Annotated in this window: 17 protein-coding genes and 1 tRNA gene; 8 read left to right on the top strand and 10 right to left on the bottom strand. The window is 56.2% G+C overall.

Annotation, left to right across the window (positions count from 1 at the left end; genetic code table 11):
• Positions 1 to 55: 55 nt before the first annotated feature.
• Positions 56 to 1,702 carry a chaperonin GroEL gene (groL, locus tag L1047_RS01075; protein WP_235276776.1) on the bottom strand — a complete coding sequence of 549 codons (1,647 nt, stop codon included), beginning with the start codon at positions 1,700 to 1,702 and terminating at the stop codon, positions 56 to 58.
• Between the two features lie 175 nt (positions 1,703 to 1,877).
• On the bottom strand, positions 1,878 to 2,204 hold the full coding sequence (locus tag L1047_RS01070; RefSeq protein ID WP_328286053.1) for a 30S ribosomal protein PSRP-3: 327 nt from the start codon (positions 2,202 to 2,204) through the stop codon (positions 1,878 to 1,880).
• Between the two features lie 297 nt (positions 2,205 to 2,501).
• Between L1047_RS01070 and L1047_RS01065 the strand changes: the two genes are divergently transcribed.
• Positions 2,502 to 3,350, top strand: a complete 849-nt coding sequence (locus tag L1047_RS01065) for a hypothetical protein (protein WP_235276774.1) — start codon at positions 2,502 to 2,504, stop codon at positions 3,348 to 3,350.
• A 126-nt stretch (positions 3,351 to 3,476) separates the two neighbouring features.
• Positions 3,477 to 4,319, top strand: a complete 843-nt coding sequence (locus L1047_RS01060; protein ID WP_235276772.1) for a universal stress protein — start codon at positions 3,477 to 3,479, stop codon at positions 4,317 to 4,319.
• A 25-nt stretch (positions 4,320 to 4,344) separates the two neighbouring features.
• Here L1047_RS01060 and L1047_RS01055 read toward each other — a convergent pair whose 3' ends face one another.
• The gene (locus L1047_RS01055) at positions 4,345 to 6,951 is read right to left on the bottom strand and encodes a DUF3536 domain-containing protein (RefSeq protein ID WP_235276770.1); all 2,607 of its coding nucleotides are present in this window, start codon (positions 6,949 to 6,951) and stop codon (positions 4,345 to 4,347) included.
• A 225-nt stretch (positions 6,952 to 7,176) separates the two neighbouring features.
• Positions 7,177 to 8,337, bottom strand: a complete 1,161-nt coding sequence (locus tag L1047_RS01050) for an ABC transporter substrate-binding protein (protein WP_235276768.1) — start codon at positions 8,335 to 8,337, stop codon at positions 7,177 to 7,179.
• A 584-nt stretch (positions 8,338 to 8,921) separates the two neighbouring features.
• Here L1047_RS01050 and trxB point away from each other — a divergent pair.
• Entirely contained in the window at positions 8,922 to 10,325 is a 1,404-nt protein-coding gene (gene trxB / locus L1047_RS01045; protein WP_235276766.1) for a thioredoxin-disulfide reductase, read from the top strand.
• A gap of 20 nt (positions 10,326 to 10,345) precedes the next feature.
• On the opposite strand, the gene L1047_RS01040 is transcribed toward trxB, so the two are convergent.
• Complete coding sequence (locus tag L1047_RS01040; protein ID WP_235276764.1) at positions 10,346 to 10,663, bottom strand: hypothetical protein; 318 nt, start codon at positions 10,661 to 10,663, stop codon at positions 10,346 to 10,348.
• On the opposite strand from L1047_RS01040, the gene L1047_RS01035 reads away from it, so the two are divergent.
• Positions 10,635 to 11,315 (top strand): hypothetical protein, encoded by a 681-nt coding sequence (locus L1047_RS01035; protein ID WP_235276762.1) that lies wholly within the window; start codon positions 10,635 to 10,637, stop codon positions 11,313 to 11,315. The two genes, L1047_RS01040 and L1047_RS01035, sit on opposite strands and share 29 nt — an antisense overlap.
• A 142-nt stretch (positions 11,316 to 11,457) precedes the next feature.
• On the opposite strand, the gene L1047_RS01030 is transcribed toward L1047_RS01035, so the two are convergent.
• Positions 11,458 to 12,297: a PIN domain-containing protein gene (locus tag L1047_RS01030; RefSeq protein ID WP_235276761.1), complete on the bottom strand. Its 840-nt coding sequence runs from the start codon at positions 12,295 to 12,297 to the stop codon at positions 11,458 to 11,460.
• Between the two features lie 8 nt (positions 12,298 to 12,305).
• Positions 12,306 to 12,974 (bottom strand): phosphoribosylglycinamide formyltransferase, encoded by a 669-nt coding sequence (gene purN, locus L1047_RS01025; protein ID WP_235276759.1) that lies wholly within the window; start codon positions 12,972 to 12,974, stop codon positions 12,306 to 12,308.
• A gap of 168 nt (positions 12,975 to 13,142) precedes the next feature.
• Here purN and L1047_RS01020 point away from each other — a divergent pair, with 168 nt between their 5' ends.
• From L1047_RS01020 to purL, 4 genes are read left to right on the top strand one after another with little or no spacing between them, the layout of a single operon-like run.
• Positions 13,143 to 13,640 (top strand): diheme cytochrome c, encoded by a 498-nt coding sequence (locus L1047_RS01020; RefSeq protein ID WP_235276758.1) that lies wholly within the window; start codon positions 13,143 to 13,145, stop codon positions 13,638 to 13,640.
• A gap of 31 nt (positions 13,641 to 13,671) precedes the next feature.
• On the top strand, positions 13,672 to 14,250 hold the full coding sequence (gene aat / locus L1047_RS01015; protein WP_235278825.1) for a leucyl/phenylalanyl-tRNA--protein transferase: 579 nt from the start codon (positions 13,672 to 13,674) through the stop codon (positions 14,248 to 14,250).
• Positions 14,251 to 14,303: 53 nt separating this feature from the next.
• Positions 14,304 to 16,853: an ATP-dependent DNA helicase RecG gene (gene recG / locus L1047_RS01010; RefSeq protein ID WP_328286018.1), complete on the top strand. Its 2,550-nt coding sequence runs from the start codon at positions 14,304 to 14,306 to the stop codon at positions 16,851 to 16,853.
• Between the two features lie 12 nt (positions 16,854 to 16,865).
• A complete protein-coding gene (purL, locus tag L1047_RS01005; protein ID WP_235276756.1) occupies positions 16,866 to 19,235 on the top strand; it encodes a phosphoribosylformylglycinamidine synthase subunit PurL in 2,370 nt (789 codons plus the stop codon).
• 72 nt (positions 19,236 to 19,307) lie between these two features.
• Here purL and L1047_RS01000 read toward each other — a convergent pair.
• The 3 genes from L1047_RS01000 to L1047_RS00990 form a co-directional block, all read right to left on the bottom strand.
• Positions 19,308 to 19,379: transfer RNA gene (locus L1047_RS01000), tRNA-Gly, on the bottom strand.
• Between the two features lie 141 nt (positions 19,380 to 19,520).
• Positions 19,521 to 20,510: a tRNA lysidine(34) synthetase TilS gene (gene tilS, locus L1047_RS00995; protein ID WP_235276754.1), complete on the bottom strand. Its 990-nt coding sequence runs from the start codon at positions 20,508 to 20,510 to the stop codon at positions 19,521 to 19,523.
• Between the two features lie 37 nt (positions 20,511 to 20,547).
• Positions 20,548 to 21,885: an HrcA family transcriptional regulator gene (locus L1047_RS00990; protein WP_235276753.1), complete on the bottom strand. Its 1,338-nt coding sequence runs from the start codon at positions 21,883 to 21,885 to the stop codon at positions 20,548 to 20,550.
• Between the last annotated feature and the right edge of the window lie 74 nt (positions 21,886 to 21,959).

The raw sequence follows: 21,959 nt of genomic DNA, 5'->3' as shown, positions 1-21,959 counted from the left end.
AAAAGCCAAAAAAAGCCCCTGGGTAGGGGCCAAGAAACTAGATGATAGGAATGGGTTACATCATCCCCATGCCACCCATACCGCCCATACCCCCTGGGCCACCCGCTGGGGCAGCAGACTTGGGCTCAGGCTTTTCCACCACGATTGCTTCCGTTGTCAGGTACATTCCGGCAATGGAAGCAGCATTTTGTAGGGCGGAACGAGTCACTTTCGCCGGATCTACAATCCCTTGGGCGATCAGATCCACGTAGTTTTCCGTCAGAGCATCGAAACCAAAAGGCATCTCTTTCTCCAACACCTTCTCCACCACCACGGATCCCTCAAGGCCGGAGTTGTGGGCAATTTGAAACACTGGCGCCTGCAAAGCCTGGGAAACAATATCTGCGCCAATCTGCTCTTCCGGTTTCAGCTTCACCTTAAAGGCCGGGATCCCTTTGGAAAGATGCAATAGAGTTGCTCCTCCCCCAGGGACGATCCCTTCTTCCACAGCAGCTTTAGTAGCATTCAAGGCATCTTCAATACGCAGCTTGCGATCCTTAAGCTCGGTTTCAGTTGCAGCCCCCACCTTGATCACCGCTACACCCCCAGATAACTTGGCGATGCGCTCTTGCAGTTTTTCGCGGTCGTACTCAGAATCGGTAGCTTCCAGTTGCTTACGAATTTGCCCGACTCGCTTCTCCACTAGGGCTTTGGTGGCCCCGTCTGTAACAATAGTGATCTTGTCTTTGGTCACGGTGATCTTGCGAGCCACACCCATCATGTCAGGGGTGACACTGTCTAGTTTGATGCCGATATCTTCAGAGATCATCTGACCACCCGTGAGGATGGCAATATCTTCCAACATTGCTTTGCGTCGATCCCCAAAGGCGGGAGCTTTCACGGCCACAACATTCAGCACACCCCGCAAGCGGTTTACCACCAAAGTAGCCAAGGCTTCTCCTTCCACATCCTCCGCCAGTACCAACAGAGGGCGACCTTCACGAGCCACGCGCTCCAAGATGGGCACCAAGTCTTGTAGGCCGGAGATCTTGTTGTTGGTGATCAGCAGGTAGGCATTTTCATATTCCGTTACCATCCGCTCTGGATCAGTTACGAAGTAGGGGGAAATATAGCCCCGGTCAAACTGCATCCCTTCCACCAAATCCAGTTCGGTCTCCAAAGATTTGGATTCTTCAACGGTGATCACCCCATCTCGGCCCACCGCGTCCATCGCTTTGGCGATCATCTCGCCCACTTCACTGTCATTGCCAGCAGAAATGGTTGCCACTTCCGCGATAGTTTTGCGGCCTTCCACAGGCTTGGCGTGAGCGGCAATTTGCTCCACCAAGTAGGCAGTGGTTTTCTCAATACCTCGTCGCAAGCTGATCGGGTTGACCCCGGCAGAAATGTTTTTCAGCCCTTCACGTACCATGGCCTGAGCCAGGATGGTGGCAGTAGTGGTACCATCTCCAGCAACATCATTGGTTTTGGAGGCCACTTCCCGCATCAGCTGAGCACCCGTGTTTTCCAAGGGATCCGCTAACTCAATTTCTTTGGCGATTGTGACACCGTCGTTGATGATTTGAGGGGCACCAAACTTTTTCTCCAACACCACATTGCGCCCCTTAGGGCCAACGGTGACTTTGACTGCATTCGCCAATTGATTGATGCCCTGCTCCAACGCCTTGCGGGCTTCTTCCTTGAACAGAATCAGTTTTGCCATAGAATCCGCGATCCTCGATAAATGGGACTGGGCTATTTCATGCTGAGTGCCGACAGCCGTGCAGGGATCCCTGGAGAATCCATCAACCTAGACCAATACAGAATTAGCACTCTAAAACCCTGAGTGCTAATTTAGCCCAAAGGCGGGATCCTGAGCAAGATGCCCCGGTTAGAAGCTAGGAGCTCCCCCCGATCAAGACATCCGGAAACTGAGACTGGGCCTCGCTGACGGAACGGTTGCGTCCGCCATTTTGCCAGTAGTTGATCACTTCCGTGGCTTGGTTGAGCAATTCGATGCGATCCACCTCGTTGATCCAAGTCTTGCCTTCTAGCTCAGTTTTGAGCTGTTCCCAAGCATCATCACGGGGCCAGAAAAAGTAGTGGGTGAGGGGGCTGCGGTTTTTGGCCACCACCTGATCCACGGCAATGGCCAAGTCATTTTCCAGCCACAGGGCTTTCAGGGCAAACTTCGGCAAGGTTCTCTTCTCCTTCGCGTGTTTAATGCTCTAGCGCAAGTACCGCGCCCGATCTGAACCTGACCGGGCAGCCTCCTATTCTGGCACAAGTTTTCTCTGGCTGAGACTAGAAAGGTGTTCTGAAGCAGGGGCTACCGGAGCCGGCAAAGTGAATAGCACCTGATATAGCACCCAGAGCCTTGGCTGTTGCGTACATCAATTAACCGATTGAATTGACCGATTACAGGTCGATGGGGCCAACCTAGCATTTGTTGCCTACAATCCCTGTTGAAGGATCCGTCAACGGATCCGTTGTTGGCTCCTGGATCAATTGAGAGTTGGGCGATGAGGAAGTGGCTATCACTGGGGTTGCAGGTTGGGGGGGTAGGGATCCTGTTTTGGGCGCAGCCTAGCTGGGCGGGGTGCGGGTTTCCGCGCGGGGTGGGGAATTTGTTTTTTTCCTTACAACCGGAGATCTTTCGGCCTCGTACTCGCTTCGACGAAGGGGGGCGTGTTGTGTCGGCCCTTTCAGAGTTTGACGAGACCAGCCTCAATGTTTTTGCAGAAGCGGGCCTGACGGATCGCCTGACCCTGAATGTGAATACAGCCTATGTTTTCTTGGAAAATCGCTTTGCGAGTGGTTTGGAAACCATCACCCAACGCAATCAGGGCCTGCAAGATGTGGAAGTGGGCTTACGCTACTCTTGGGGGGACGGGGATCCTTTCTTTTCTGGGCAACTGACGGCCTTGATCCCCCCTGGTTATGACACGACCAGCACCCCCTTGCCGCTGGGATATGGCGTTTTTGGCTATGACCTGAGTGGAGGTGTGGCGGTCTCTGGACTTGTCGGATCCCTGCCCAGTTTTTTTGACTCCTGCCTCACCTTTCGGGATTACCTCGGCTATCCCGGCAATCGCATTAAGGCCAACCTGACCGTCGGGGCAGATTTGCTCCCCCGCCTGCAAACCATCGTTTCGTTGGACGGAGATTTTACCCTGGGCAATGGCGCACCGCTGCTGCTAGAAGGCACCCCCGTGCAAGACCCAGACTACGACAGCCTGAAGCTCTCCGGCCAATTCAACTGGCGGCTGGATCCCGGCTGGACGCTGGGCTTGGGAGGGTTTCATTACGTGAGTGGCCGTAATACCAGCGCGGGTGGCGGGATCACCGGCTATGTGTGGCTAAGTTATTGAATTAGACGAAATGTTGCAGGATATCCGCTCCGGTAACAGGGATCCGCTTAGGCAGATCTAGGATGAGTTCTGTGAATTTTGGCCCCCGATCAGAGAACCATCGCGTCCACGGGAAGGAGTCCTCTCATGCCTCGATTTGAAAACGTGATTGCCGCCATCGATGGCAGTGGTACCACTGAGCAGATGATCCACACCCTATTGTCGTTGCCAGCTTTTGCCAAGTGCAATGTGACGTTGCTGCATGCGGTACCTTCTCAAACCTCAGCAGAAGATATGCGCACCGAATGGCAAAAGGGGCAGGAACTGTTGGCCAAAACCCTACAAAGCTTTCCGGCTCAGCCCGGTGTCAAGATCAGCACCCAATTGGTGGAAGGGGATCCCAAGGTGGTGGTGTTGGAGGTGGCCGAGTCCCTGCCGGATCCGTTGATCGTGATGGGATCCCGGGGCCGTAGCCGTATTGTCGCCATTCTGCAAAATTCGGTGAGCCAGTATGTTTTCCAGCTTTCCTCTTGCCCGATGTTGCTAGTGAAAGATGATGCCTATATCAAGCAGCCCAATCGTATTATGGTGGCGCTCAACAATTCCCCCAGTTCTCAAGAGGCTTTATCCACCGCCATGGAGCTGGTCGCTGGCATTTCGGGAACCCAGATCTTTCTGGCCCGTGTACAACTGGATGCCGACAACCAAAGCAGCGATACGGTTTTGAATCGGGCGATCGACACCCTGAGACATCGGCAAATTGGCCATCAAGTATTCACCGCTATCGGGGATCCTGGTACAGAGATCGTGCGTTTGGCCGAACAAAGCAATGCCGACCTCTTGGTGATGGGATCCCCGGATCGCCGGCCTACCATTGCCCGCAGCATTCCTGACCTGGATCGGCTGTTGGGGCGTTCTATCTCCGACTATGTCCGGGTTCACATCGGTTGCCCGGTTCTGATGGTGCGCTCACCCCAAGACACTGACTAATGATCTAATGATCGAGGCCAAACCCTTACTCCTGGGGTTGTAGATGACGTAGCCAAGCGCTGACGTTGACCCGAATCCGCTGCCCAACCTGCAATAGGCGGTGCAAGTTATCGGCGGAAATATCCCGACACTCTTTCTGCGGCCAAGCGGGACAGCGGGGGCTGATCTGGCGCTCTAATCCCGTCAGGTAGAGTTCCTGAAGCCGATCCATATCGATGGGTAGGCGCAGATCTGCCGCCAGTTGCAGCCACTCTTCTAGGTTGTAGAGCTGTTCGCTGAAGGTCTCCGGTTCAAAGGCATGGGCCAAATGCCACATCCCTCGATGGAGGAGCCGATCCAAGGTATGGGCTGCTTCTTCTCGCCGCAACTGGCATCCCAACTGCTCCGCTTCCTGGGCAATAGCCCGCAACTCCATCAGGTGATCCCGTTTGCCCTCCTCCATTTCCATGGCTCGCAAGCTGGCCAAAAGGCGTTGGTTGAGGGTGATCTGGGCTGCTGCCAACAATTCCTCGGGGATCGGTAAGCCATCAGCACGGAAAGCCATCAAGATCCCGTAATTGTCCAGATAGGTTTGCCGATAGAGCTGTGCCAGACGGGTCAGGGTATCCTGGGTGAGCCAGCGCATCATTTGCTGCCGATCTTCATCGGCTAGGGCGTTCAGATCATACATCTCCGGCCCAAATAGATCCTGCAGGGTCAGGATCAACTGCACCCGACTATGGGATCCCGACAGCAAACGGGTTTTTAACTGTTCGTAGCTCCGCCGACCGGCAAAGGACTTTACACCACACTGAAAGTCCCAGCCACCAATGTGGAGCACAGCATAGTTCAGATCATGTTCCTCCCGCGTGGTGGGATAGGTGAGCTTGACCCGCCCAATGGTCAGGGTAGATGCCCCCAGTTGCAGCCGCTCCCGATCCACTTGATCCAGCACATAACCATGGGATCCACCTTGTCGGTAGGGCATGCCGTCAAACAGAGAAGACATGGCATAGTTGGCCACAAGCCGATGGGGGCTGATCAAGCTGGGGCGCACCAAGGCCCGGTAAACGGCATCCCCATACTTATAGGTGTCAAGGTTGCTGGGGGCTTTGTTTAGGCGGTGCAAAAACTCCTCTTCCAGGTTTAACTCGCTGACTTCAGCCGCCAACTCGATGGCCCGGGCTGCATAGCGCAGAATCTGAACCCCCTCCGGTCGGGAGAGCTCCTCAAAAAACCAGCCACAACTGGTAAACATCAGCTGGCCATAGCGCTGCATCTCCAACAGGCGCAACACCTCGACCCGATCTTCAGCACTGAGGCGGTGGCTTTGGTGTTCTCGCAAAAAGGCGTCACACCGTTCCCGATCCAAAATCACCTCAATGTAGCGATCCCGCGCTAGCCAGGGATCCCGTAGATAGGCTTTGGCCTCTGTCTCGTAGATCTCCGCCAGGTGATCCCGTAACCAATTGAGAGCTTCCCGCAGCGGTTGCCGCCAGCGCTGATGCCAGCCCCCACCCCCACCACAGCCACAGTCTCTTGACCAGCGCCCCACCCCATGGGCACAGCTCCAGGCGGTTACAGGTTTGAGTTGCACTTCCCAAGTGTGAGGATGCTGGCTGAGGAAATGGCTGTAATTGGTGACCTGCCAGCCCCGGCGGGGAAATTCTTCGCTAAAAGCATAGGCTAGCGTTCGTTCCACCCCACGCTTGTGATGCCCAAAGGTTTCGCCATCGGTGGCACAGTTGAGCAATGGAGCTTCTTGCAACAGGTTGGCTTCTCTGACTGGGCGCAACGCTGATTGAATGCGTTCTGCCAGGTGATAGCTGCTGTAGATTATATCTCCGAAACCGAGATCCCGAGAAATAGGGCCGTCGAAGAAGAAAATATCTAAGTAGCCATCCCGGTCGGGAGTGAAGCAACGGTAGGGTCGCCGCGGATCAATTTGATTTTGGCTGACATCTATCCATTCGCTCTGCCCCAAAGGACGAATCCGCTGGGCTTGGCTAGGGGCCAAAATGACGAAGCGGATCCCACACTCTACCAAGGCAATCACCGTCGCTGCATCGATGGCGGTTTCGGCTAGCCACATGCCCTGGGGATAACGCCCAAAGCGGTGCTGGAAGTCGGCGATGCCCCAGCGGATTTGGGTATATTTATCTCGCTCGTTGGCCAGGGGCAGAATAATGTGGTTGTACACTTGGGCGATGCCGTTACCGTGGCCATCGAGTCGCTCAGCGCTCAGCCGATCCGCTGCGAGGATGCGCTGGTAAACTTCCATGTCTTGCTGTTCCAGCCAGGACAGGAGGGTCGGGCCGAAGTTAAAGCTGAGATATTCATAGTTGTTTACAATGCGCACCACCTGCCCCTGATCATCGAGGATGCGGGCAAAGGCATTAGGACGATAGCACTCCGCCAGAATGCGCTCATTCCAATCGTGAAAAGGGCTGGCACTGGGTTGCCGTTGAATGCGGTTGAGACTGGGATCCTCACGGGGGGGCTGATAAAAGTGCCCGTGCAAAATGACGTAGGGCGCGCTAACCGTTGCCCGAACTTTGACAGGAGAAGCGGCGTCAGGTTGGGAAGAAGGGGAGGTGTCTTGCCCTGATTGTGCCGCTGGCTTAGCGGAAGGTTGAGAGCCACTCGGCATCATTGTTAACCTAAGTTCATATCCATACGTTACAGCGATCCCCGATTTGCGGCGGCGAATGTAAAGGATTTGGTCAAAATATTTGACGGCGAACAAACATCAGTCAGCAATCTTTGCGTTTCTCCCACAATTAAGATCCCGAAGATCCCGAAGATCCCACTACAAGAAGGGATCTCGGTCAGACCCCTTCCTATATGGATCCCTATTGATTCCCGTGATTGGGATCCGTTAGCTAGCGGGGGCCGACTTGCCAGTAGCCATTTCCCACACCGAATAATCCACCACTGCTGCAGGGGGATCCCCACTGAGAATGCCCAAAGCCTTCAGGGTTTCCACATTGGCCTGGTACACCGAGGGCACCAACAAGCCGGCATTGCCCTCTAGGGTGGGGCCAGCCTGGTACAGCTTGGCAATCTCAGTCATTTGCCAGGTTTGGTGCTTGAGCGGATCGGATTCAGAGCCGGATCCCTGGCAGGTGGCCCCACAAAAGGTGAGAACCACTTGCACGGTTTCTTCTGGGTTGGCCACGGCATAATCCCAGCCCTCGATCGAGGCTTTCACCAGTTTGGCTGCGATCTCTTTGCCCGATTGGCCGGATCCCTTGAAATTGCTGTCGTTCAGGACCCGCTCGGTGGTGAAGAGCAGGTCTTCTAGGAGATTGATATCGTAGTCTGGCAGGTGGATCACGTTCAGCTCGCTCAAGGGGTAGCCCAAGCCCACAATTTGGTTCAACTCGTTGTAAAGCATGGCCGAGGCCACATCCACCTGATCGGGGAAGACCAAAGCCGGATCGAAACCATAGGTGATCAGCTCCACATCCGGGTTGCTCACCCCCGTATCCAAGCTGGTGGTCAGGTCGAAGGCTTTCATCAGGGCCAAGGCCGGATATTCATTGCCCGAGGGCCAAATGCCCACCTTCTTGCCCTTGAAATCGATCGGAGATTCGATGCCGCTGGATTTGAGGGAGACCATCGCATAGCCCGACTGCTGGAAGATTTGAGCAATATGAACGACAGGCAAACCCTGGGCTCGTGCCGTCAGCAAGTCCGTGATCCAGGTATTGCCAAAGTCGGCCCCACCCACGACCACGGTCTGGATTGGGGACTGATCCCCAATCGGCAACAGCTCGACATTCAGACCTTCTGCCTCGTAGAAGCCTTTTTCCTTGGCAATCAGGTAACCGGCAAATTGAGCTTGTGGGAACCATTTCAGTTGAAGTTTGACATCCACCAACTGGCTTTGGGCCTGGGATCCCACTCCCAGTACCGTTGTCAGCACCAGCACCATGCCTAGTAGTAAAGAGAGCAAAGGTACTCCGCGCCAGCGCGGACGGTTAGAGGGGCTGCTCAAGCGAGACCACCAGCGGGAAACGTCACTGCCTAAAGTCATACTGCAATCTTTCTCCCAAGAGTATCGTGCCAAGACTGTAGAGGATCTGCGGCTGGCTAGAATGTTCACTATGCTCACAATACCGCCGGGGAGCACAACCACAGGGATCCCTATCATGAGCAAAACCACTTTGCAGAAACTGAAAGCGCTTCTCCTAGCCATGGATAGGAAGAGCGATGTTCAAGACTGTTCAATATCAGGATCTCGACATCTGATATAGCAGATTCAGGTCAATCCTTTGCTCCATCAGATTCTTTGCCTAGCTCAAGAGCCTGTGTAAAGTCGGAAAAGGCTGTTGGCCGAGAAAAACTTGCAACGGAGCCAGTTGGGTTAAAAGACCAAGAGCACCTGTTTGAGCTGTTTCAGCGCCGGTAATGTCGGCAAAATCGAGGACATCGGCCCAGGTCTAACTGTGGCGCAAAAGTGCCTCAGCACTTTTGCACTGGACTTAGCACCCCACCCCGACTGGAGCGAAAATGAGAACATCAAACCCAGGCCTCGCCCCATCCGCCAAAAAATGCTAAGCTAAGACGTAGTCATTATGAGTTTGACTTAGTGCCCCCCATTGCAAAAGGAGACAGCGCATGACAGAGCAAAGTCGGGTTGAGAATGTGGTGATCATCGGTTCCGGCCCTGCTGGGTTTACCGCCGCCATTTATGCTGGGCGTGCCAACCTGAAGCCAGTCGTGTTTGAGGGTTTCCAGGCTGGAGGGATCCCGGGCGGACAACTGATGACCACGACCGAAGTGGAAAATTTTCCTGGCTTTCCCCAAGGCATCACCGGCCCGCAACTGATGCAGGACATGAAAGCGCAAGCGGTACGGTGGGGGGCTGAACTGTACACGGAGGATGTCACCTTCGTGGATTTGAGCCAGCGACCTTTTGTTGTCCGTTCAGAAGAGCGGGAAGTTCGCGCCCACAGCCTTATCATTGCCACTGGGGCCACCGCCAAACGGTTGCACCTGCCGGGAGAGACCACCTACTGGAATCGGGGCATGTCCGCCTGTGCCATTTGTGATGGGGCCATGCCGATGTTTAAGGGGGTGGAATTGGTGGTGATCGGCGGCGGAGATACCGCCTGCGAAGAGGCTACCTACCTGACCAAGTTCGGATCCCGTGTACACATGCTGGTGCGAGGCGACAAAATGCGGGCCAGTAAAGCCATGCAAGACCGCGTCCTCAGCAACCCCAAGATCACCGTGCATTGGCATAGCGAAGCTGTAGATGTCGTGGGCAACGATCTGCGCTTAACCGGGGTGAAAGTGCGCAACAATCAAACCGGCGAAATCAGTGAGCTACCGGCGGGCGGCCTGTTTTACGCCATTGGCCACAAACCCAACACCGACCTATTCAAAGGGCAATTGGAACTGGATGAGATCGGCTACATCGTCACTCAACCGGGATCCGTAGCCACCAGTGTGGAGGGGGTATTTGCGGCTGGGGATGTGCAAGATCACGAGTTTCGTCAGGCGATCACCGCCGCTGGGACGGGCTGTATGGCGGCGATGCTGGCAGAACGTTGGCTCTCAGAACACGGTTTGGCCCAGGAGTTTCATGCCCTTTCCGAAGGTCATCCCGAACCTAGTCATACTGCTGCACCCGAGGCGGAGTCTACCGTTGAGGAGGCCAGCTTTGCGGAGAATGGCGACAATGGCTTTGATTTGAACGCTGTGCGCCATGAAGGGGGTTATGCTCTGCGGCGGCTCTATCACGAAAGCCATCGCCTGATCATGGTGAAGTACACCGCCCCCACTTGTGGTCCTTGCCATGCCCTCAAACCGATCCTGAACAAGATCGTCGATGAGTTCGAAGACAAGCTGCATGTGGTGGATATCGACATCGAGAAGGATCCGGAGATTGCCGAAGCAGGTGGCGTAACCGGTACGCCCACCGTGCAGTTCTTCAAAGACAAAGCAATGGTGGCCCAGTTGATCGGCGTGAAGCCCAAAGCCCAGTACCGAGAGGTAATCCAGGCTAACCTCAACTAGATTTCGGTCAACCCTTTTGATCAGGATAGGGGTGGAGCTCTGAAAAGATCCACCTTTTGTTTTTCAGGGATTAAGCCACCACCTGGGTTACAGATCCAAAAGTTACCTAAAAATACTCTCGCAAAGAATTCATTAAATTTACGCAGGTCTACGGACAGAATGATACGCTGTAGTAGATAATCTCGGGTTTTGCGCGATTCTGCCGAGTTGCACAAGCCAAACCCCCGATGAGCAAGCCCTTCCAGATTTGCAAAATGGAAATGGGTAGAGATGGCATCGCTCGGTGACTCAAAAAAAGGCAAGGGCAACATGGTCAGCACAGCAACCGGAGCAGGCATCCAATCCCCAGAAGATCTGGGGCGTGAGTTGCAGAAATTGGTTCAGCCCCTCTTTAGTCGTCTTTCTGTCAGCCAAGGTAAGTTGCACCTGATGGTGGAATACCCTGCTGAGCCTCCCTTTGACCGAGTCCCTTTACTGCTCAAGCTGGGAACCTACATTCGCAGCCGTCCGCCCCTACCGGGGTTGGATCAGGTCATCATCTACGGTCGGGTGAGTGGACAAATCCTGCCCCAATGGCAGAAAGTGTTTCGGATTTCACCAGAAGGCACTAGCCACTCGGATGCCACCCAGGTCTTGATGCCAGGAGTCCCTCCCTCCCGCAGCCGCTCCACCGCCAATTCCCAATCCAGAGAGCAGACCTTACCCGCACCCCTCTGTATTCAGGAGCTGGTGCTGGGAGATACATCTGTGGATGCAGAGGTGCCTACACCAAGCAATTTACCTGCTGCTTTTGGGGCTGCTGGTGCCCCTCAACCCTCTGCATCGGTTCTCCCACAAGCACCAACCCAAACAGCTCCTGGCTGGATTTGGAAAGCCACTGTGGCTGCTCTGGCGGTGGCGGGCATTGGCCTAGGGGCTTATTTCCTTTGGCCACGGACTTCTGAATCTGAACCGGCTGCGGTCGTTCCCCCCCCAACTCTTTCCAACTAGCAGATTGCAGGTCAACTATCCAGCGCTATGCCTGATGCCAGAAGTTCATAGGGGCTAGCAGAGCCAATGCTATCGATTTGCAGCCTAGCAAGTAGAACTAGCAGATATGACAAGTATCGCCAGGTTGAACAGCACCTTACCTTTACAAATCGCGAATCCAAGGGATCCCAGAAAGAGGCAAACGCCTCCAAATTCCCTCGCTCCCTTCTGGATCTGCCAAACGCCAAGCCAGTAACCCGGCTGCCGAGAACAACATCACGGCTAAAAGTAGAGTGATGCCGTTTTGTAGGGTTTTCAGACTCCGCCAGAGATGGGCTGCTGTTGGGTTCACTTGAGCAGCGCCAGATTTACGGGGCTGGGATTGGGGCTTTGGAGCAGCGGGAGAGGGTGTCAATGGGCGGGCTGGGGCGGAGCTTGTGGGCGCCTGAGCATTGGCAGAGGCGGAAACCAGCCTGGAGGCTGGAATGGCTGGCCCCGGCAACCGATTGAGAGCAGTTACCACCCCTTGCGGGCGCTGCTGTTGGCGCATCCATTGGTTCAGCTCCGCCAGTGAGATGCCGCAGAGGTTGGTATGGCCCAGCGCTTGCACACGACCCACCAAAGGCCGATCGTTGCTCACCAACACCACCAAGGTACCTGGTTGTTGCTGAGCCAAGGCATAGGCACACTCGGCAATCGCTTCTTCCAAACGGGTCCGCTGGCTCATGGATTGTCCAGCAGGGTTGACCCCGCCCACCAAAGCGCTGGCTTCGGAGACTTGAAATCCCAAGCTGGGCCACTGGCGCAAAAACTCGCGGGCTACGGATTCTTCTTGAGGTTCAATGGCCTGTCGGGTGAGGCGCTCCAGCTCCGTCATGACGGCACGGGGCAGCACGCAAACCCCAAATCTTCCCCATTCTTGCCACAGAGCTAGGCGACCGGCCAAAATCACCGGGCTATCGAAAATCAGGAGGGGTGGGATCTCGGCCATAGTGGATGCCAATCGTTTCCTCAATTGTGCGGGTTTCCCATCGGCTTGGGTAGCCGGGATCCCTCTATGGGAGCAATGCAGAGGCGAATGGCTTGCGGGTAGAGTCGGTGTTCTTGGGCTTGAATGCGTTGGTAAAGGGACTCAGCCGTATCGCCCGGCAAAATGGGCACAGCCGCTTGGGCCACAATCGGGCCGCTATCCATCTCCAAAGTTACCAAATGCACGGTGCAGCCGGTAATTTTCACCCCGTACTCCAGGGCTTGCTCAACGGCGTGTAACCCCTTAAAGCTGGGCAACAGGCTGGGATGGAGGTTCAAAATCCGCCCCGGATAAGCTGCGATCAAAACCTCGGTCACCAAGCGCATCCACCCAGCCATGATCACCCATTCCACCCGATACTGCTTGAGCACCTCAATCATGGCCGTATCCAAAGCTTCCCGTTGAGGATACTCCCGGTGGTTGAGGAGAACGCAAGGGATCCCCAATTGTTCTGCCCGCTGGCGCACATAAGCCTTTGGATTGTTGGTGATCACCACGGCAATTTCGGCCTTCAGGTCTCCCGACTGGATGGCTTGGGCAATCGCTGCGAAGTTGCTGCCGTTGCCGGAAGCCAAAATCCCCAAAAGGACAGGCTCCGATGGGGCAGGAATTTCAACGGGATCTGGCCAGAGTAAACTGGGTTGGCCCATGAGGTTGCTGTTGGAGGAGCGGCAGCCTCGCTATTTTAGATCCATGAGTTTAGATCCATGAGTTTTCCATGAGGAGTCTGGGCGGATGGGATCCTTACGGTAGGGATCGGGTTGTATCTCTCGGCATCTGGTTTAGATTGGGGAAGCATTGGCAGTAGGTGTGAGAGAATGCCTCGCTTACGAGGACAACGCAGACGGGTTTGGATTTGGGGGGTGATCGCGCTTCTGGTCGGGTTGGCGGGATCCCTGCTGACGGGATCAGGGCAGAACCTAGGAGCGCAAGCACAGCAGGGTTTGAGTCAAGCCCAACTGGAGCAGGCCCAGTATGTACGCAGTTGTGGCAGTTGCCATGTCGCCTTGCCTGCGCAAGTGTTGCCCACCGAAACTTGGCGACGGCTACTCCAGGATCCCAACCACTACGGCCAGCAGATTCAGCCCCTGACGGGTGTACCTTTGCAGTTGGCCTGGGGGTATCTGCGGGCCCATTCCCGCCCCTTGATGCAACGGGAACAGGTGCCCTATCGTCTGGCGGATTCTCGTTACTTTCGGGCTTTGCATTTGCAAGTTGAGTTTCCTAGCCCAGTGCGGGTGAGCAGTTGCGTCGATTGTCACCCACGGGTGGATTTCGGAGACTTTGCCAGCCTTTCTCCCGATTGGCAGTCTTGAGCGGGGCATGATGGGGACGGTGAGTCACTCGATCGAGATCGATATTGCTGCCATTTTGGGAGGCTATGCCCAGGGCTACTTCTTGATGGCGGATGAAGAGACGGGATCCCTGGATTGGTATGGCACGGAGCAGCATACGGTGATCCCCCTCGATGAGCGGTTTCATTGTCCCCGTTCTCTGCGGCCTCTGGTACGCAGCGAGCGCTTTCAGGTGCAGATCAATCGTGCTTTTGACCAGGTGGTGGAAGGATGTGCGGCACGTCCTCAAACGTGGATTAGTCCCCAGCTCAAACAGATCTATAGGGCTTTGCATCGGGCAGGGTTTGCCCACAGCTTTGAAACCTGGCAGGGAGAAACTCTGGCGGGCGGGATCCTCGGCATCACCATCGGGGCGGCCTTTATTGGCGAGTCAATGTTTTATCGCATTCCCAATGGTTCCAAGGTGGTGATGGTGAAGTTGGTGCAGCATTTACGGGCGCGGAGGTTTCGCCTGTTCGATGCTCAGTTGATGAACCCGCATTTGGCCCGTTTTGGTGCGTTTCAAATGGATGGCCCAACCTATCTGGAGCTGTTGCAACAGTGTGTCGGGATCCCCTGTGCCTTTGCGTGACTTGCAGATTATTCTTCTAGCTAAATTGTAGATTAACCTTCTAGCCAAGCGTTGTGACCGAAGTTGCTGCCTCTGCCACCACAGATCATGCCCTCCTCCCTGAGAGGGGTGGCTCAGGAAACCTCAGAGAAACATCAGAGCAGGCGGAACAGGTCGATCTCAAACGGCTGAATCGTGCCCTCTCGGTGGAGGCGGAGTCTGGGTTTGGGGATTTGCAAGGGCGAGCACAGACTTTCTCCCGATTTCTTAGCGGTGTTTTGGGGCAGGATCCCCCCTCCGATTGGGTACTAGATGGGGAGGATCGCCGTAAATGGCAGGAACTGGGATCCCATTATGCTCTTTACCCGGAGCTCGATCTGCCAGAACGCCAGCACTTGGTGGCGGAAACCCGCCGCTGGTTGGATCAAATCCGCCGCCAACAAGAACCACCCCCCGCCCCCCGCCCCGCCCCCCTGCCCAAGCCGGAGGGCCTGAGCCTGGAGCAACCGCTGCAATTTCTGAAAGGGATCGGCCCCAAATCAGCGGAAAAATTGGCGCAACTGGGTTTGCTCACCGTGCGGAATGCCCTCTATTACTTCCCCCGGGATCACGTCAATTACTCGGAGCAGGTGTTGATCCGGCAGGCGAAAGTGGGGGAAACCGTCACCCTGGTGGGCACCATCAAAAGCTGTACCTGCTTCACCAGCCCCAAGAACAAATCTCTGAGCATTTTTAATTTGAAAATAGCTGATAGCAGCGGCAGCCTCACCCTTACCCGCTTCTATGCCGGGCAGCAATTTACCCAGCGGGGTTGGCAAGAATCGCTACAACGGCAATATCCACGGGGGGCAAGGGTGGCTGCCAGTGGCCTGGTGAAAAAAAGCAAATTTGGCATCACCTTGGATAACCCGCAAATCGAAGTTTTAGCTGACGAAGGAGTGGATAGTCGCTCCCTCCAGAAAGGACTCCGTCCCGCTGTTGCGACTGGCAAGATCCTACCCATCTACCCCCTCACCGAAGGGATCACCGCCGATCTGGTGCGCAAAGCGGTGCAACTAGCCCTCCCTGCCGTGGCTTGGGTGGCGGATCCCTTGCCCCAAGACTTAAAGCAAACCTTTCAACTGTTGGATTTGTCCCTGGCGCTGCAGCAGATTCATTTTCCTGAGACGGGCGAACATCTGGCCCAGGCCCGGCGCAGATTGGTGTTTGATGAGTTCTTTTATCTGCAACTGGGCCTCTTGCAACGGCGGCAACGCTACCGAGAACAGGCCCAATCGCTGCCCCGTTATCAACCCGTGAGCGGGGAACTGGTGGATCGCTTCTACCAAATGTTGCCCTTTCAACTCACCGCCGCTCAACAACGGGTGATCGCCGAGATTCTGGCGGATCTACGGGATCCCTTGCCCATGAACCGCCTGGTGCAGGGGGATGTCGGATCCGGCAAAACGGTGGTAGCCGTGGTGGCCCTGCTGGCGGCGATCCAATCCGGCTGGCAAACGGCCCTGATGGCTCCCACCGAGGTATTGGCGGAGCAGCACTACCGCAAACTGGTGGATTGGTTCAGCCAGCTGCACTTGCCCGTAGACCTTCTGACTGGATCTACTCCAGCCGCCAAACGCCGAGAGATCCTGCGGCAACTGCAAACAGGGGAACTACCCCTAGTGGTGGGTACCCATGCCCTGATTCAACCGACGGTGAACTTTCAAAACCTCGGTCTGGTGATCATCGATGAGCAGCACCGTTTTGGGGTAGAGCAACGGGCTGCCCTACAACAGAAAGGGGATCACCCGGATGTGTTGACCATGACCGCCACGCCGATCCCGCGTACCCTGACCCTGGCTCTGCACGGGGATTTGGATGTCAGCGCAATTGATGAGTTGCCCCCTGGCCGCAAACCGATTCATACCGTGGTTGCCCGGCCCGGGGATCGATTGCAGGTGGTACGGCTGATGGAGCGGGAGATCGCCCAGGGGCGGCAGGTGTACGTGGTCTTGCCGCTGATCGAGGAGTCGGAAAAGCTGGATCTTAAATCCGCCATCGACGAGCATCAACGCCTACAGGAAAAGGTTTTCCCCCGGTTCAAGGTGGGACTGTTGCACGGGCGCATGAGCAGCAGCGACAAGGATGCCGTTATTCAAGCCTTTCGCAAGCGAGAACTGGATATTCTCGTTTCCACCACAGTGGTGGAGGTAGGGGTAGATGTGCCCAATGCTTCGGTAATGGTGATCGAACATGCGGAACGCTTTGGCCTATCACAGCTACACCAACTGCGGGGACGGGTAGGGCGGGGATCCGACCAATCCTATTGTGTGTTGATGACAGGATCCAAGGGGGAAGATGCTCTGCGGCGGCTGAAGGTGCTAGAGCAGTCTAACGATGGCTTTTTCATTGCCGAAATGGACTTGCGCTTCCGTGGGCCTGGGGAGGTGATGGGTACTCGTCAGTCGGGCTTGCCGGATTTTGCCTTGGCCAGCTTGATGGACGATCAAGAGGTGCTGGAGTTGGCGCGCCAAGCGGCAGAACAGCTCATGGCGGCGGATCCCAGCCTGAATCAATGGCCACTGTTAGGTCGCATACTAGAGGAGCGTCAGGCGCATCTGTTGGGGCCTGGCCTTTTCACCTGATTCCTTGCTTCCATGTCTTACACCCCTGCTGAGCTAAAAACCCACGGCCTCTCCCCCGACGAATATCAGATGATTGTGAAGCGGCTGGGACGGGATCCCAACCCGAACGAATTGGCCATGTTTGGGGTGATGTGGTCGGAGCACTGCTGCTACAAAAATTCCCGCCCGCTGCTCAAGGGCTTCCCGACTACGGGTGAGCGGATTTTGGTGGGGCCGGGAGAAAACGCCGGGGTGGTGGATTTAGGGGATGGGGATCGGCTGGCCTTCAAAATCGAGTCCCACAACCATCCGTCTGCGGTGGAGCCGTTCCAGGGGGCGGCCACGGGGGTGGGAGGCATTTTGCGGGATATTTTCACGATGGGGGCTAGACCCATTGCCCTGCTCAATTCGCTGCGCTTTGGGCCCCTTTTTGAAGCGAGCAACCGGCGGCTGTTGGCGGGGGTGGTGGAGGGCATCGCCCATTATGGCAATTGCTCCGGGGTACCGACGGTGGGGGGGGAGCTGGCGGTGGATCCCTGCTATTCTGGCAATCCCCTGGTGAATGTGATGGCCTTGGGGCTACTGGAAACTGCCGAGGTGGTGAAGTCTGGGGCCAAAGGGATCGGCAATCCGGTTTTGTACGTGGGATCCACCACCGGGCGGGATGGGATCCGTGGGGCCAGCTTTGCCAGTGCCGAGCTGAGCGAACAATCGCAACAGGATCGGCCTGCAGTGCAGGTGGGGGATCCCTTTCTAGGTAAATGCCTGATCGAGGCCTGTTTGGAAGCCTTTCAAACCGGGGCGGTGGTGGCGGCCCAGGATATGGGGGCGGCGGGCATCACTTGTTCTACTTCCGAAATGGCGGCCAAAGGAGGGGTTGGCATCCGCTTCAATTTAGATCGCGTGCCGGTACGAGAAAGCGGTATGCAGGCCTGGGAGTACTTGCTCTCGGAGTCCCAGGAGCGCATGTTGTTGGTGGCCCAGAAAGGTCGGGAACAGGAGCTGATCGAGATCTTTCATCGCTGGGGCCTGCAAGCCACCGTAGCCGGAGAAGTGGTGGCGGAGCCGGTCGTTGAGATTTGGCATCAGGGATCCCGGGTGGTGAACCTGCCAGCCCGCTCTTTGGCAGAGGATACCCCCCTTTACCCGCGCCCGATTCTGTCTGAACCCCCAGACTACGTGCAAGCGGCTTGGCAATGGGATCCCCACACTCTTCCAAAATGTGATCATCGAGGGATCCTTCTAGGTGCCGAACGGCTGAGCTGGGAGCAGGTGCTCCTCAACCTCTTGGCCAGCCCCAACATCGCCAGCAAAGCCTGGGTGTACCACCAATACGATCACCAGGTGCAGAACAACACCCGCCTCTGGCCGGGGCAGGGGGATGCCGCCGTGATTCGCATTCGCCCGCAAGGATTTGGCCCAGGAGAGGTGCCCCCGCTCAAACCGTCCCCCAAAGGAGTGGCCGCTACTGTCGATGGCAACGGTCGCTGGGTGTACCTGGATCCCTACGAAGGGGCCAAAGCCGCCGTGGCTGAAGCCGCCCGCAACCTCTCCTGTGTAGGGGCGGAGCCTTTGGCCATTACCGATAACCTCAACTTTGGCAACCCAGAAAACCCGACCGTGTATTGGCAACTGGCGCTGGCCTGTCGGGGCATTGGCGCAGCGTGTCGAGCCTTGGGTACGCCGGTGACGGGGGGGAATGTATCGCTGTACAACGAGACTCTGACTAGCAAAAGATCCCAGGCCATTTACCCTACACCGGTCATTGGCATGGTTGGCTTGGTTATGGATCTCAAGCGCACCTGTGGGCAAGGCTGGCAGCACACAGGGGATCCAATTTATCTGCTGGGATCCACCGCCCAAACCACCTTAGGAGGGAGCGAATACCTAGCAACCCTCCATGAAAAAGTAACGGGCCGCCCTGCCCCGGTCGATCTGGAGCTGGAAAAGCAAGTGCAAGCGGCCTGTCGATTCGGTATTCGGCAAGGCTGGGTTCGGTCGGCTCACGATTGCAGCGATGGCGGACTGGGGGTGGCCCTGGCAGAGGCTTGTCTGAGCGGCGGGCAGGGAGCAACGATCCGGATCCCCAGTACCCAATCCCACCGCTGGGATCAAGTGCTGTTTGGGGAGGGATCCAGCCGCATTCTGGTCTCGGTGGATCCCGCCCATCAGCCAGCCTGGGAGGACTATCTGGGATCCCAGCTACCCGGCAATTGGCAGCACTTGGGGCAGGTAGGTACCGCAGCGGATCCCTTGTCTCTGAGCACGGATGAGGGGGATCCCGTGTTGATCTTGTCTTTGCGGGAGATGGAATCGGTGTTCCAAGAACCATTTCCCACTCCCGTGGGCACTCACCTCGGAATGATGCCCAGAATAAAAGGGCCGGGACAAACAGACCCCTAGACCCGTCACAGAGAGGATTTGAGAGAGAGAGGATCTCAGCTTGAAAATCTGAGGAAAGGGAGGGAGCCAGGAAGCGGATGACGCGATTCGAACGCGCGACCGTCTCGTTGGCAACGAGAAGCTCTACCACTGAGCTACATCCGCACTAGGTAGTTAAAGCTAGCAGTTCCTCAAGAGGCTTGTCAAGAGCGGGTCAAAGGGGAACAGAACACCAGAACCCATGTATGTACGCGGATATATACGCGAACCACTCCCAGATTGGGAGTGGTGAACCTTGGCCTAACCTTAGCTGGGATCCCTCCAAATCAAATGTTCTCCTTGTACCTCCATCCAACCGCCACCAGGGTAATCGGGAGTCCGGCTGCCACGGCCTGTGTGCAACAAGCGGATCCCGGCTTCCACCTGTGCAAAGCTTGGGTGATGAGGCAGTACCCTCTCTAGAAACTGGAATAGCATTTGCCGCTGAATGGCTAAAGGAGCTTTTCGCAAGGGATCCCGCAACAGCCTTGGCGGATCCGGCCGGTATACCACGAGCCAAAGTTGGGCGGTTTGGGCCAACACCAGCTCATGTTCAGCCTCCAGCAAAGAGGCCACACGGTTCAAAGCCGATTCCAATTGAGGGTTGAGATGCTCCCGCAAATAGGGGATCACTTCCAGGCGCAACCGATTCCGGGCATGGGCTAAGTCCAGATTGCTGCGATCTGGCCAGACGGGTAAGGAATAGACTTGGCAAAATTGCTCTGTTTCGTGACGGGAAACATCCAATAAAGGCCGTACCAAAAGCGGAGAATCGAGATCCCTACCCTCCAAAGAACGTTGCCAATCCAGGCTGGTTAACCCAGATACTCCTGTGCCCCGCAGTAAATTAAACAAAAAGGTTTCCGCTCGGTCGCTGGCGGTGTGCCCAGTCACCACAGCAGAACAATCCCAAGCCTTGGCCCATTTGGACAGTTGTTGGTAGCGCCAAGCCCTAGCCCCAGCCTCATCCCAGCGGATGGGATCAGCGGTTTCCACAGCGTGGGGTAGGCCCTGCTGCTGCAGCCATTTCTGCAAAAATTGAGCACAATCGGTTTCATCTTCTGACCAGCGGTGATCACAGTGGAGGACAAACAGTTTCCAGTCCCAGCGAGGTTGCAAATCCTGGAGAATCTTGAGCAGACAAAAGGAATCTTGGCCACCAGAAAGCCCCACCAGCAGCCGCTGACCAGGGTGGAAAAGTTGTTTCTGTCGGATGGTGTGCTGTACTCGCAGGTGCAGAGGAGAGAGCCTGGCCACAGTTACACCGGATCCCCTTCAAGCGCGACGAGGTTCCTCAGGCAAGGGCGCGAGTGAGATGAGAGGCTACCGTCTGCACTGCCGCAATACTGCGTTCGTAGGCCATCCGGGTTGGCCCCAACAGGGTGACAGTACCAAGGGGAGAAGATCGACGGTGATAGGTAGAGGCGATGACTGTGCAGTGGTGCAGGGATTCCAGAGGATTTTCACTGCCAATATAAATGATCACAGGGATCCTGGGGTGGTGGGGATCCTGTTCCCCATTTCCCTCCTCCTCATCGGTGGAACCGGCCTTTGCTTTGGGGGATGAGGACTGTCTTGTCTTAGAGGATTGGAGGCCTGTCATGTCCATGGGCCGGAGGCCTGTCATGTCCATGGGCCGGAGGCCTGTCATGTCCATGGGCCGGAGGCCTGTCATGTCCATGGGCCGGAGGCCTGTCATGTCCATGGGCCGGAGGCCTGTCATGTCCATGGGCCGGAGGCCTGTCATGTCCATGGGCCGGAGGCCTATCATGCCTTGCAGCTGCTGGGATCCCTCCTCGATCAACTGCACCACCGCCTGCACTTGCTGGGCCTGGGAAAACTCCGGTTGCCGCATCAGCTCCGTCATCCCGGCACTAAACACCTGCCCAAGGGGGGGCTGTAGATAGCGTTGCACCACAGAGCGCAGCAGTTGTTGTAGCCAATGGCCATAGGTACGGAATTCTTCGTCTAGCTTCAGCCAGCTCAAGTCCTGCAATTCTGCAAAGGTTTTGCCCCGCAGCTTTAGGGTGAGAAAGTTGCTGAGCAACTGGAGTTCGTCTTCTAGACGGTCACTGGGCCATTCCGGAGGACTGACCATGGCCGAGTAGGTTTGGTAAGAGTCAGTCACCACCAGTACCATCACCCGCCCCGGTGAGACCGCCACCAACTGCACATGATGAATGGCAACCACTGGCCCCTGTGGAGGAGTAATCAGAGCAATGCAGCCACTCAAGTGGGCCAAGAGCTGAGCCACCCGCTGCAGCAGGCTATCCAGGTCATCTCCCAATTGCCGATTCAGATGATCCATCAACAGTTGCAGGGCTGGATGGGGTGCGGGCTGGGGTGCATCGTGAGGGATCCCAGTGCTCTGGGAGGGAAGCGTGGCTAGCAGATCGTTAACATAAACCCGATAGCCAAAGTCAGAGGGGATCCGCCCTGCGGAAGTATGGGGCTGAAACAGTAACCCCACCTGTTCGAGGGTGGCCAGGTCGTTGCGAATGGTGGCTGTGCTCACCCCCAGATCATAAGATTGGGCCAAGGTTTTGGATCCTACAGGCTCAGCCGTGGCAACGTAACTGCGCACCGTTGCCCACAAGATCTTTCGCTGTCGGGGAGTCAGTTTCAGTCTCATGGCTGCTCAAAAAGCAAAGTCAACACATCACCAAGGGGAACCGCCGAATCGCTCTACGATAAATCAACTTGGGG

Source organism: Synechococcus sp. Nb3U1 (assembly GCF_021533835.1).
GTDB lineage: Bacteria > Cyanobacteriota > Cyanobacteriia > Thermostichales > Thermostichaceae > Thermostichus.
Note: the sequence above shows the minus strand (reverse complement) of the source record. Positions and strands in the feature narration are given on the sequence as shown.